Below are 12718 nucleotides of genomic sequence, written 5' to 3' on the forward strand. Positions count from 1 at the left end.
TTATTAATCGTTTTTGTTAAATATTCATTTCGACTAGTTCATCTTTGTCTATTTTTTTTGTTGTAGTGGAGGAATTATGATGAAATTAGTATTTCGTAATGTAGTTGTTTGTTGCGTCGTCTCATTGGTTGTTTCTTCGGTATCAGCCCAGACGCCTCACCGTGCTGAAGATGTTGGACTTGTGCGCGCCACGCCCGATTCCATTGGGTTCAACACTGGAGCTGACAATCAATCCAACTGGGAAGGCTACATGTCAAAAACGGGCGACGGAACAATCATCCTGTGCGTCAACACCTTCGCAGACGGAGATGCAGGCGGAGATTCAGAAGTCGCCGCGCTCGTTGTCATGTTTCCTGACGGAAGCATTCATGAGTTTTGGGGCTTCTATTCGGATGACGGCTCGCCATATACCAAGAATATGGACATCATCCGCACCAACGGCAATCCGCCTTCCGTTGCAGGCGATAAACGCCCGGGCAGCCGCAAATTCATCGTCGGCAATGAAGCAACTCCGATGGATTTCGACGAATTTCAGAGCGACGGTCGTTGGGACGGCAATGATTACTCCGACCATATTTTCGCTGTGCAAATTTTAGAGATGACTGACAATGGCCCTGTTAAAGTATCCAACGTCATCGACCCGGCCTATGGCGGACAAACGGGTCAAGGCGTCGGCAAAATTCGTAAAGGCGGAACCATCGGCCTGTCAAACGGCAACTTCGTCGCTGGCGGCGAAGACCGCACTGGCGAACGGTATCCAAACAGCAGCATTATCAACGGTGAAGACGGCTCCATCGTTGCTGGCCCGATGAACTTAGCGGGCGACGGCAATTCAAACGAAATGTGGGAAGGCCTGGTCGCGTATGACGGCGGCTTCGCCATTCGTTTAAATCGGCTCGGTAACGCCCCGGCTGGCGAACCCAACCCGATACGTCTTCGCTTCTATACCAATGCGGGAGAATTTCGCGGCGAATGGATTCAAGACACCGTTGCTGTTGAAGAATTCGGCGGCGAAGCGTTAGACCTCAACAATAACCCTAACGGTCGCACCACCACAATTAACGAAGACACTCGCGGCGATTCGGTCCGCGTCCGCGCGAACATCGACGGCAACGCCCTTTACTATGCCGGTCGCGGTTGGGACTTAGACGGCGCCGATAAAAAGTGGGTGTATTTAACCAAAATTGATGCAACCACCATGGAAACCATCGGCGAAATTCGCGTCAACGAGTTGGCCGAAGACCCAAATAGCGACTTCGAAAACTGGGCGGAAGCGGGACGCGTTTCGTGTGACGTTGACCCCAACGGCAATGTGACTGTTGTTTGGTCAGACACATCCAATAACTTAAAAGAGCAAGTCATCGCTCGTATATTCAATAGCGACATGGAACCAGTCACGCCGTCGTTCCTCGCCTTCCAGGGCAGCGACATTGGCTTCGGCGCTGATGGCGGAGAGATCACAGACATTGAAACGCGTAATCCTGACGTCGCCATGACCAGCCAGTACATCATGATTTCTGCGATTGCGACGGACTTCACCATCACTTCATCGCAAGAACCCGCTCCGGCAAAATCCAGCCTCTTCACCGTGCTGGAAAACCCATTAGCGGATTCGGACGTATCACAATGGAGCGTCTATTAATTTAACGTACTATGGTTTTATGACCTTTTCCCAGGCCCGGCTCACGCCGGGCCTTTTTTTTATTCACCCGGAAACGAATGTCCGCTTCTACGCTCTCAATCAAAACCGTGCTAGGGTTTTATAGAATTATCACCTCATCTCCAGGAGACGCAGCCAAGGCATGTTCGCCTATATCATTAACCGGTCGTTACACACCATCCCCGTGCTCATTGGCGTCAGCATGTTGACCTTTCTCATGTTCCACGCCATCCCCGGCGACCCGGCCCGCATGATGGTCGGAATGCGCCCCGACGTGACCACCATCGAGCAGTTGCGTAAACAATGGGGCTACGACCAACCGTTATATGTCCAATATTGGCGTTTTGTGAAGAAAGCCGTCACCGGCGACCTGGGGCGCTCCACCTATACAAACCGGGAAGTCACTCCGGTCATTTTAGATCGCGCTCCTGCGACCGCGTTACTCGCGTTTGCCGCGATGGTGTTCGCCGTCGTTGTCGGACTGCCCGCTGGCGTACTCTCCGCTTTAAAACGAAACTCCTGGTTGGATTTCGGCTCTATGATGTTTGCGCTGATGGGGCTGTCGATCCCCATATTTTTTCTGGCGATTATCCTGCTGTGGGTTTTTGGCTATGAGATGAAGTGGTTTCCGCTTTCGGGGTACATCGACCGCAACGGCTGGGCCGCGTTGATTTTGCCCGCCATCGCGCTGGGTACGCGCCCGCTCGCCATCATGGCGCGTTTAACGCGATCCAGTATGCTTGAAGTGTTGCGCAAAGATTACATCCTCACCGCCCGCGCCAAGGGACAAGGCGAATGGGCCGTAGTCTTCAAACACGCCTTTCGTAATGCGTTTAACCCGGTCTTCACGGCTATCACCGGCTCAATGGCAAGTTTGTTGGTCGGTAGTTTTTTTGTCGAAATTATTTTCCAATGGCCGGGCATTGGTCAGTTGGCCATTCAAGCGATCCAACAGCGCGACTTGCCCATGATTCAGGGGACGGTGTTGTTTGCGGCGCTGATTTTTGTCATCATCAACCTGCTGGTTGATATTGGATACCGCATTCTTGATCCACGGGTGAAGTTATAATGAAGACGCTCTTTCGCCAAAAAATGGTGCTCGCGGGATCAATCATTACCCTTACGCTGGTGTTGGTTTCGTTTCTCGGCCCACTCATCAGCCCGTATACTATTCAAGAACAAACTCTCTCGAACGCGCTGAGCGCTCCATCCTTCAGCCATTGGATGGGTACCGACAACTTTGGCCGCGACGTGTTAGTGCGCGTCATGGAAGGCGGACGCATTTCACTCTTCGTCGGCGTGATTTCACAAAGCATCGCGCTCATCATCGGCGTCCCGCTGGGTTGTCTGGCGGGGTATTTTCGCGGGTGGACAGACGGCGTGGTGATGTGGCTCGTTAACGTATTCTGGTCGTTTCCCTACTTGCTTCTCGTGATGGCGATGAACATCGCCATGGCGGACATGTTTTCGCCGATCGTGCGGGTCTTCATCGCCGTCGGTTTGGTGAGTTGGGTGCTGGTTGCGCGCATCGTGCGCGGGCAGGTCATGTCGGTGAAAGAGAACGCGTACATTGAAGCGGCGCGCGCGTTTGGGTTTTCGACGCCGCGCATCATTTTCCGCCATCTGATCCCCAATATCATTACGCCCATTTTTGTCGTTGTAACGCTGGGCTTTGCCGAAGCCATCATCGCAGAAGCCGCGCTGAGTTTTCTTGGCCTAGGCGTTGAAGCGCCCAATCCCAGTTGGGGGCAAATGATTGCGGTACACTACGGACGCATCTTCTTCGCTCAAGGCTGGTGGATCGCCTTCTTCCCCGGCGTCGCCATTATGGCGGCGGTGTTGGGGCTGAACCTGTTGGGCGACGGCTTGCGCGATTTTCTTGACCCGCACCTAAAGGACGAACTCGAGGGCGCCCGATGAACAGCGCTGACGGTTCTGTTGCTCAGCGGAACTCGGCGTTGCTTCTCCCTGCGTTGCTCTGTCTACAAGCCCTACTGTTTCTCATCGACCATTTTATTAACTTCAAACCCCTTTGGGTGGATGAAGGCTACTCGGCGCTCTTGGCGCGGCGTTCGTTTTCTGAAATTCATCAGGCTTTAATTTATGACGCCGGGCCGCCGCTGTATTACGACTTGCTGCATATCTGGCGGGCGGTCTTCGGCGAGTCCGAACTGGCGCTGCGTTCGCTGTCGCTGTTGTTTGGATTGCTTTCAACCGTCTTGCTCTACCATTTCGCCAAGCGCTGGCTGTCGCCGCGAACCGCGTTCTATGCGGCGTTGATTTGGGTCGTGCATCCGTTATCGCTTTTTTATCTCAGCCAAGCGCGCAATTACACCCTGCTGATTGCTCTGGCGATTTGGTACGCCGACCGCCTGCTGGCTTATCTTCACACACAAAAGTTCACCGACTTATTGCAAATCGCGCTTGCGCTAACGCTGTCGGTTTATAATCACAACATAGCCTGGTACGTCGCAATGGCGGGCGGGCTGTCTTCGTTATACTTCACGCGCGATTGGAAGCGCATCGGCGCGTTATTCATTGCGCACGTCATCCCCGTGTTGTTCTTTCTGCCCTGGCTGCCAGTGATGCAACAACAACTGGCGAACACTGAAATGACCACCGCCTGGATCAAAGACGTATGGACGGTTTTCGCGCCGCTGATTTCGATCTTATGCCTTTCGATTGGCGCCACATTAAACCACATGACTCACCCTTGGACTCTTTTATTGTTTTTACCCATGCTCGCTTTTTGGCCAATCATCAATTACAGATGGCCCGATTTTTTTCCCGACGAACAAAAGAAACGGGTGCGTTGGCTACGACTATTTTCAATCTTCCTCCTGCTTGGCCCCTGGCTGCAATCAGTTTTGTCGGATCCAATTTATATCATTACAAGAACAGACTTTATTGCATTGCCGTTTCTCGCGATTGCCGTTGCACCTGGATTCACGCGATTTCCGAATTTGAAACTTCTCTGGAAAACTCTTATTTTAATCGGCCTAGTCGCTCCAATTCTTGTCGCAGTCGGTTTTGGCGTAGGTTCAGAGCGCGGCATCCCGACATCGTTTGGTCAGAAATATCTGTCTGAAAAAACGATTACTGATTACATTGAACGCCAAGGCAAACCGGGCGACATTGTGATATGCACTGATGTTTCGCGTCCGGTCATTGAATATTATCTTTCACCAAAAGGCTTTAATTTCACATCATTCCCACCCGACATGAACGATCAATTGGCGCATTACAATGAAAATTGGTATCGCGAGAATTTAAATCTTGAGCAGGAAGCGATAACCACGATTCAAACGGCGAAAAACCTATTGCAAGAAGATTCTTCTATGTGGGTTGTGGTTTCATTTCGCTCCCCCGTTAGCAAATTTCTCGAGGAGGCGTTACAATCCGACGCTGAGTTGTTTGGTTCGCCGAATCCAATCCGGGCGCCGCGCATGGGAATTCGTATGCCCGTCACAGACATGTTTATCTTTCGCTATGAACAACGATAACAAAAAAACACTCATGGAAGACGCCAAGCACGGCGCGTTTATCGCCGCTGTCGCGGGGCTGTTGCGCTTGGTCTATATGCGCGCGTTTCTTGGCGCGTTGCCCAATGCGCTGCATCCGTCTAACGATGCGCGTTCCTACTGGGAACTCAGCCTGCGCATTTATCGCGAGGGCTGGCTACTGCCCAACGACGGCCCCTTTTATCAAGCGCCGCTCTATCCGTACGCGCTTTCGGCGTTGCACCAATTCGGCATCCACAGCATCGCCAACATGCTTTGGCTGCAAGCCGGGCTGGGCGTCGTCAATACGCTGCTGACGTTTATTCTGGCGCGATCATTCTCCTCGCGCCCCGCCGCGACCGCCGTCGCACTGCTGTTTTCATTCAGCCATTTGGTTTTATTTTTAGAAAGCAAACTACTGGCGGCGACACTTGGAACCACCCTGCTTTTATGCTTCGCGTTATGCGCAGTGCGATGGCTCCATACCCGCGCCGCGCACATGCTGGCATTCGCGGGATTGCTATTCGGGCTCACGCTGTTATGCCGCCCCAACCAGATTTTCCTGTTCCCGTTTCTGGTCGCATTTTTCATCTGGCAGGGACGAAAACAGAAATCACTTTTGATGACGCCGTTGATTTTTTTGGTTGCAACCCTCATCGCGATCACGCCTTCGTTTTTGCGCAACGGTCTCGTCGGCGGCGACTGGGTCCCCTTTACGGCGAACGCGGGCGTAACCCTCTACATGGGCAGCAACCCGCAGGCGCAGGGCGGCCTGGCGCCAATCGAAGGCTTGTCAAACGACATCGAAGATCAACACACCCAAAGTATCGAACTCGCCTCGCAACTGGCGGGCGAAGCGCTGTCGCCTTCGCAGGCGTCCAATTTCTGGGTCAAAAAAACCATCGCCTGGGCGGCGGGCAACCCCGTTACGTTCACCATACTGGAAGCGAAGAAATTGCTGTGGTGTTTGTACTACGCCCCGCCTGCGGTGAATGTTTCGACGCACTTCGAAAGCGCGTTTATCGGCTGGCTCGGGCTATTATCCTGGCCAACGGCATTCATTCTTGCACTTGGCTTAATCGCGTTGCCGTTGCTGCCGCGCATGGGCGACAAGGGATGGTTTCTGCTGGCATTGTTCTGCGGATACCTCTTGTTGAGCCTGACCTACTACGCCTCCGACCGTTTTCTGGCTGCGATGGCGCCGTTTTTCGCGATTCAAGCGGTGATTGCCGTCACAACATACCTAGGCTCCAAACGCAGTGCGCTGGCGAATGAACGTATGCGCTGGACGATATGGATCGCGCTTTGTTTCGTACTTGCTTTTAATCCGTTTTTATCCTGGAACGCCGCCAATGAAACCGGTATGGGCTATTACAACCTGGGCGTGTTTCATGAAGAGCAAGGCGAGTTTGCTGATGCCTTTGGCGCGTACAAAGACGCATACAAATACACACCCAACAACCCCGCATTGCTACTCAACCTGGGCGTACTCTACGCCAAACAGGGCGACTTGCAGCGCTCCAGCCAGTTCTTTGAGCGCGTGTTGGAACTTGCCCCAAACCATCCCGAAGCAAGGCAAAATCTAGAGATTAATAAGCAGCGGATGAATTAAAAGTGGCGCTTTCATGAATAAAAATATTGAAATCGTACGCGGTAGCGGTAATATCTATGCGGATTTTAATCTGCCAGATGCTGACGTGCGACAAACAAAAATACTTCTTGCTTCAGAAATTGTTAAGGTACTAAAAACCAAAAATATTTCGACTCGTCAGGCTGAGAAATTAACCGGCGTTGACCATAGCGTATTTGTAAAACTGCGCAAACCAGAACTCAAAGGAATGACCATTGACAGGCTGATAACAATTCTCAATAAACTAGACCAAAAGGTAGACTTTGCTATAACGGTTACAGAAAGACGTTTTGAACAAAAATCAAAAGTACACGCCTGAATTTTGATACAGTTTCCCATAATCAGATTGGATAAACTCATTTCCAGCATCTTGTTGTCGCTCAAATGAATTATCCAGGTTCTTCCGAAAACTGGGTACTTTTTTATAAACTGAATTGAAATTTCGCTGCACGCGGCCTGGGTACAACTCTGCTCGCTTCAGTGCGGGCTTTCAGGCCCGTTTGCACAGGCGCTCCCAGAGTTGCACCCATGCCTGAATTGGTTTGTCAATTATTGATCCGCCGGGATACGTTTTCGTAATCAAAATCATTGCATTCATCAATGTAGGTACTCACTTACCGGATGAACCATTATCCATTTGAAACGCCTGAAATGCGTTTGAGAAGGTATAGAAATTGGCTTGCGTATGGGCGATTTTCGCCTTCATTTGCGCATGAAGAAAGTTTGGAACCGCAATGACGACAAGAACCCCAATGATCGCAACGACAACCAAAAGTTCGATCAATGTGAACGCCAATTTGCGATTATTTCTCATTTTGAAACCTCAATTGAGTGTGTTTCACGATCAATGAAAAAATAATAATAATAAAATTCTGTAAAAAAAATCTTTTAAAATAACAACTAAGAAGATTGTATACCATTTCCATCCACAGTTTGTTCACAATGACTGAAAAATCTGAAATGACTTGTCTTGTTGGCTATCCTATTACACCAGCTAAAACTTATCCACTGTGGATAACCCGGCAATCCATTCCCTATTTCCATTCACACCAATCTGTCGTACCATACGATCCCGCATCGAGTTAGGCGGCGGCGGTTTAGAATTTGCTTAACCTTTATTTTAAACCGTCGATCACTTTGGGTAGGGATAGTTGTCTGTGGGCAAGCGAATATCCAAATCAAAAAAACGTGATCGTTGGATGCAGCACTTCAGCGAATCAATGAACTCTATGCACACACAAGCGCAAGATGCAGTAATGGAAGCGTGGCAAGAACTCGACGGCGAACGCCGCCGTGAGATTCTGTCTATCATGCTGTTCGCATTATCGTTGGCCTCCATACTGGCCTTGATCTCATACAACCCCGCCGACCTCGCGGCAGGGTCGCTCGCCATGGACGGCGCACAACGAATTCATAATTGGATCGGCAAACCCGGCGCCTGGCTGGCCTGGGCGATTACCTTTGTGTTCGGCTCGTCCGGCTTCGCGGTGCCCGCCCTATTGTTAATGTGGGGAATCGACCGCATCCGCAACGGGGTCGACTCGCCCATCCGAAAATTACGCATCGCGGGCTTCGCCGTCTTACTGATTATCTCATCGAGTTTTTTGGGGATGCTCACCCATGCGCTGCAACCGCATGTTTCCGATGAACAGCTGTGGCGCATCTGCGGCGCCATCGGTTACACCCTCAATCGCCGCTTGTCTGAGTTGGGGCCGATGGGCGCGATTATCCTCAATGGGTCACTGCTTGCTGTGTCTCTATTAGTCTGTACGCCGTTCTTGTTCACCCGGTTTTTCCAGACGGCCGCCGAGTTTTTGTTCCCTGAACACGAAGCCGTTGATGACGAGAATGAAGAAGACTTCATTGCGAATGAAACCATCACCGAATCGGGCGGGCGCATTACCCTGCAACCGTTCCGCGAAGGCGCTGCACCAGACGCTTACCCCACCGTGAGTTTCCACGATGATGAATATAATGACGACGATGACGGCGGCCTGCCTTCATTATTGACGGAACATCAATCCGAAACAAAGCCAGTCGAAACCGCTTCGCCTGCGCTGGCGCCCTTACAGGAAAACGGCGAGTTGCGCATTGTCACCAGCGAAGAAGAAACCACCGAAGAAATCGACATGGGCGTCAACTTGATCGAAACGCCGACGAATGATGAATACCAACTGCCCTCGATTCAATTATTAGAAAAATCCGAACAAACCCGCCCCGAAGTCGCTCGCGAAGAAATCATCTATAACTCGCAGATGCTCGAGCAAACCCTGTCGGACTTTAACATCAGCGCCAAGGTGGTTGAGGTCAACTACGGGCCGACCATCACCTGTTATGAAATAGAACCTGCGCCGGGCATCAAAATCAGCCGCATCGAAAACCTGGCCAACGACATCACCCGCGCACTCAAAGCGGAGATGGTGCGAATCGTGGCGCCCATCCCCGGCAAGGGCACCGTCGGCGTCGAGGTCCCCAATCAACACCGCTCTGACGTGCTGCTGCGCGACGTAATCGCCAGCGACGGATATCACAAAACCGAGTCGAAACTCAAAGTCGCGCTGGGCAAAACCATCAGCGGCGAACCGTTCATTTTTGACCTGATGAAAGCGCCTCACCAATTGGTCGCGGGCGCGACCGGATCAGGTAAGTCGGTGTGCATCAACACCATCATCACCTCGATTCTCTACAACGCGGCGCCGCACGAAGTCAAACTGCTGCTGATTGACCCCAAACAAGTCGAACTGGCGTTGTATAAAGACATCCCCCATTTATTATCGCCTGTGGTGACCGACCCTAAGAAAGCGGGCGCGGCATTGCGCTGGGCGGTCGAAGAGATGGAGCAGCGCTACCGCTATCTCAAAAAAGCGGGCGTACGCAATATCAAAGAATACAACAAAAAGCGCATGTCGCAGCAAAAGGGCGACCTGGGCGAAACCGAACAATCGCAATTGCTGCCGGGGTTCTTGCCCTTCATCGTCATCATCATCGACGAACTCGCCGACTTGATGATGGTGGTGCGCCAGGAAGTCGAAGGCGCGATTGCGCGCTTGGCGGCGATGGCGCGCGCGGTCGGCATCCACCTGGTGCTGGCGACGCAACGCCCCTCGGTTGACGTGTTGACCGGCGTAATTAAAAACAACTTCCCCGCCCGCATGGCGTTTCAGGTTTCATCCAACACCGACTCGCGCACCATTCTCGACATGAAGGGCGCCGAATCGCTGATGGGGCGCGGCGACATGCTGTTCACCCCCGGCGGCGCAGGCAAGCCCATCCGCCTGCAATGTTCATTCGTCTCGACCGAGGAAGTCGAAGAGGTGTGCGATTTCGTGCGCTCGCAACAGGAAGTCGATTACGTTCAGGAAGAATTTATCCCCGCTGAGGAAACAAGTTCCGGCGGCGGCAGCGGCAGCGATGTGGAAGACGAACTCTACGAAGACGCCCTACAAGTCATCATGGAAAACGACGCGGCTTCGACCTCGCTGTTGCAGCGACGTCTTAAGATCGGCTATGGACGCGCCGCCCGCCTGCTCGACCTGATGGAAGAGCGCGGCATCGTCGGCCCTCCGCGCGGCAGCAAACCCCGCCAAATTTTACTGAACGGGATGTAAACTCAAACGGTGGGCTGCTTCGCGAGCCCACCCTACCTCGGATGAATGAAGCGTTTCAAGTAGGGTGGTGTTGAGCGAAGCGAAACCCACCAATAGAAACCATACAAAAATCAATGGTGGGATTCATTGCATTCATCCCACCCTACTTTGGATTTTCAAATAAACCAAACATCAGCGTCATTAACTCTGTTGAATAGGTGGGGTGGCAAGGGCAAGGCCGCGAAGCGGACAGCCCTTGAAGCAATCAACCGAATCAAACAGCGCGGGCGTTGGCGATTTCTTTGGGATGAATTTGTCGAACCTGGTCGGCGGTCAGCGTCTCAACGGAAACCGTGCCGCCATTCAACGTCATAAACTCGACTTCATAACCGCGCCCGTTTTCATAAACTTGCACAATTGTTCCGATATCGCCTTTGACGAGATTGCTTTCAGGCAAATCTTTTGTTAGAACAATACGGTCAAACTCTTTAAACATTTTCTACCCTGCCGGATACGCGGTCACAAATTTCGGATGACTTTCATTATTTAGTATAATCCAAACAGACCGAATTCTTGAATCCCGGTTTTTTGGATTTGGCAATACGCCTTCTACTATATATTTTACACCAAATTGAGTCTCTTGTGTACAAACTATAGAATTTCGATTCGCATGAATGAGAATCGCCTCTTGAAACTCATGGCTATTCTGTATCGAAAAACCCAATTGATTAAAGAACTTCGCTTTGAACCTTCCATCGGGATGATCGTTAGACAACAAGTAGTAGATCAACTTTTTAGAGTCAATAAATGCGTTCTCAACAAAAGGTAAAATCATCGTACCGATACTGCTACGGCCTGATCACGCTGCCGTCGCGGCGGCGGGTCATGCCCCATTGCAAATCAAACGGCGGGTCTTCTTTAATGGGGAACTTCTTCGCTTTCGCTTCATCTACGTCGATGCCCCAGCCAGGCGCCTCATTGGCGAAGCAATAGCCGTTTTCAATCTTCATACATCCAGGGAAGACTTCCTGAGCGGCGTCGTTGAAGATGTGCTGCTCTTGGATGCCGAAGTTATAACTCGACAGGTCGAGCGCCACGTTGGCGGCGTGGCCGAAGGGCGAGTTGTCGCCGGGGCCATGCCATGCGGTCTTCACGCCGAACGCCTCGCACAACGCAGCGAGTTTACGCCCGGGCGTCAGCCCGCCGATCTGCGACAAATGCACCCGGATATAATCAATCAGCCGGTCTTGAATCAGCCCCAGCCATTCGTTTGGATTATTAAACAGTTCGCCCATCGCGATCGGCGTCGCGCTCTGCTCGCGAATATGGCGGAAGAAATCGACTTCCTCAGGCGGCAGCGGATCTTCGAGGAAAAACAGCTGGTGCTTTTCCAACTCCTTCGCCATGAGCAGCGCCTGCGCGGGCGAAACGCGCTCGTGGATATCATGCAGCAGTTCAACGTCAAAACCGAATTGCTCACGCAAATGGTCGAACAGCCCTAGGGTTGACCGCATATAGACCGCAGGCTCAAACACACGGGTGCCTTCGGGCAGGTGTTTGGGTTTATCGGCCTTGCCGCCGCCCGCGCCGTAGCCGCCGTCGTAACCCGGCGTCGCCATTTGGGCGCGCACATGACGGTAGCCGCGCTCTTTCCACTTGCGGATATTGTCTTCGACCTCTTTCGGATCGCGGCCTGACGCATGCGCGTAGAGGTCGGCGGCGAAGCGGCATTTTCCGCCCAGCAGTTGATAGACTGGCATCCCGGCGCGCTTACCTTTGATGTCCCACAGCGCCATATCGACGCCGCTCATGGCGTTGTTGAGCACTGGGCCGTTGCGCCAATAACTGCTGACATAAGACGACTGCCAGATATCTTCGATGGCGTCGGGGTCTTTGCCGCGCAGGAACGGGTCGAGAAATTCATCGACGGCGTAGGCCGCCAGTTTGGCGCGTTGGGTGAAGGTGGCGCATCCCCAGCCGTAGAGGCCGGGCTGGTTGGTTTCGACTTTGACCACCACCAGGCGGATGCGTTCGGGCGCGGTCATGAGCGCTTTGACTTTGGTGATTTTGACGGGTTCGCCCACGCCGAAGTTTTGCGGCGTTTGGACGGCCAGCGCGCTTTGCGTGGTTGCGCCGACTCCCAGGCTTGATAACATGGCCAACAAATTTCGACGTTTCATGATTGGTTCTCCTGCATTCAGTTTTGGTATTAGAGGTAGCGACTGTCTTGGTTGTCAAGTTGTTTTTTCTGGTGAAAGTGGTTTGGCGATGACATTGAGGATACATAGAAGTTTTCGCATTGCAGCAATGAGAGCGGTCATTTTGGCTTTTCCGTTCGCAA

10 protein-coding genes are annotated in these 12718 nt (G+C 52.2%); 7 read left to right on the plus strand and 3 right to left on the minus strand.

Going from position 1 to position 12718, the window contains the following annotated elements; genetic code table 11:
• The first annotated feature begins 76 nt into the window (after positions 1-76).
• The 6 genes from P9L94_12855 (at position 77) to P9L94_12880 (ending at position 7109) form a co-directional block, all read left to right on the plus strand.
• Positions 77-1642 carry a hypothetical protein gene (locus P9L94_12855; protein MDP8244968.1) on the plus strand — a complete coding sequence of 522 codons (1566 nt, stop codon included), beginning with the start codon at positions 77-79 and terminating at the stop codon, positions 1640-1642.
• A 160-nt stretch (positions 1643-1802) separates the two neighbouring features.
• Positions 1803-2729 carry an ABC transporter permease gene (locus tag P9L94_12860; GenBank protein ID MDP8244969.1) on the plus strand — a complete coding sequence of 309 codons (927 nt, stop codon included), beginning with the start codon at positions 1803-1805 and terminating at the stop codon, positions 2727-2729.
• The gene (locus P9L94_12865; protein MDP8244970.1) at positions 2729-3580 is read left to right on the plus strand and encodes an ABC transporter permease; all 852 of its coding nucleotides are present in this window, start codon (positions 2729-2731) and stop codon (positions 3578-3580) included. The genes P9L94_12860 and P9L94_12865 overlap by 1 nt, the downstream gene beginning before the upstream one ends.
• A complete protein-coding gene (locus P9L94_12870) occupies positions 3577-5163 on the plus strand; it encodes a glycosyltransferase family 39 protein (protein ID MDP8244971.1) in 1587 nt (528 codons plus the stop codon). Before P9L94_12865 ends, P9L94_12870 begins: the two co-directional genes overlap by 4 nt.
• Entirely contained in the window at positions 5150-6772 is a 1623-nt protein-coding gene (locus P9L94_12875) for a tetratricopeptide repeat protein (GenBank protein ID MDP8244972.1), read from the plus strand. Before P9L94_12870 ends, P9L94_12875 begins: the two co-directional genes overlap by 14 nt.
• A 13-nt stretch (positions 6773-6785) precedes the next feature.
• The gene (locus P9L94_12880) at positions 6786-7109 is read left to right on the plus strand and encodes an XRE family transcriptional regulator (GenBank protein MDP8244973.1); all 324 of its coding nucleotides are present in this window, start codon (positions 6786-6788) and stop codon (positions 7107-7109) included.
• A 291-nt stretch (positions 7110-7400) separates the two neighbouring features.
• Here the strand turns inward: P9L94_12880 and P9L94_12885 are convergent, their stop codons facing one another.
• Positions 7401-7604, minus strand: coding sequence for a type II secretion system protein (locus P9L94_12885; GenBank protein MDP8244974.1), 204 nt, complete (start codon positions 7602-7604; stop codon positions 7401-7403).
• A 343-nt stretch (positions 7605-7947) separates the two neighbouring features.
• Here P9L94_12885 and P9L94_12890 point away from each other — a divergent pair, with 343 nt between their 5' ends.
• Positions 7948-10398 (plus strand): DNA translocase FtsK, encoded by a 2451-nt coding sequence (locus P9L94_12890; GenBank protein MDP8244975.1) that lies wholly within the window; start codon positions 7948-7950, stop codon positions 10396-10398.
• A gap of 253 nt (positions 10399-10651) precedes the next feature.
• On the opposite strand, the gene P9L94_12895 is transcribed toward P9L94_12890, so the two are convergent.
• Together P9L94_12895 and P9L94_12900 are read right to left on the minus strand one after the other, a co-directional pair.
• A complete protein-coding gene (locus P9L94_12895) occupies positions 10652-10873 on the minus strand; it encodes a DUF4926 domain-containing protein (protein ID MDP8244976.1) in 222 nt (73 codons plus the stop codon).
• A 352-nt stretch (positions 10874-11225) separates the two neighbouring features.
• The gene (locus tag P9L94_12900; protein ID MDP8244977.1) at positions 11226-12557 is read right to left on the minus strand and encodes an enolase C-terminal domain-like protein; all 1332 of its coding nucleotides are present in this window, start codon (positions 12555-12557) and stop codon (positions 11226-11228) included.
• Positions 12558-12718 lie beyond the last annotated feature (161 nt).

Origin of the sequence: Candidatus Hinthialibacter antarcticus, from assembly GCA_030765645.1 — a bacterium.
Lineage (GTDB): Bacteria > Hinthialibacterota > Hinthialibacteria > Hinthialibacterales > Hinthialibacteraceae > Hinthialibacter > Hinthialibacter antarcticus.

Bases quoted from the DNA above. Each gene is read 5' to 3' on its own strand.
- P9L94_12855 (MDP8244968.1), top strand. From the start codon at position 77: ATGATGAAATTAGTATTTCGTAATGTAGTTGTTTGTTGCGTCGTCTCA.
- P9L94_12860 (MDP8244969.1), top strand. From the start codon at position 1,803: ATGTTCGCCTATATCATTAACCGGTCGTTACACACCATCCCCGTGCTC.
- P9L94_12865 (MDP8244970.1), top strand. From the start codon at position 2,729: ATGAAGACGCTCTTTCGCCAAAAAATGGTGCTCGCGGGATCAATCATT.
- P9L94_12870 (MDP8244971.1), top strand. From the start codon at position 3,577: ATGAACAGCGCTGACGGTTCTGTTGCTCAGCGGAACTCGGCGTTGCTT.
- P9L94_12875 (MDP8244972.1), top strand. From the start codon at position 5,150: ATGAACAACGATAACAAAAAAACACTCATGGAAGACGCCAAGCACGGC.
- P9L94_12880 (MDP8244973.1), top strand. From the start codon at position 6,786: ATGAATAAAAATATTGAAATCGTACGCGGTAGCGGTAATATCTATGCG.
- P9L94_12885 (MDP8244974.1), bottom strand. From the start codon at position 7,604: ATGAGAAATAATCGCAAATTGGCGTTCACATTGATCGAACTTTTGGTT.
- P9L94_12895 (MDP8244976.1), bottom strand. From the start codon at position 10,873: ATGTTTAAAGAGTTTGACCGTATTGTTCTAACAAAAGATTTGCCTGAA.
- P9L94_12900 (MDP8244977.1), bottom strand. From the start codon at position 12,557: ATGAAACGTCGAAATTTGTTGGCCATGTTATCAAGCCTGGGAGTCGGC.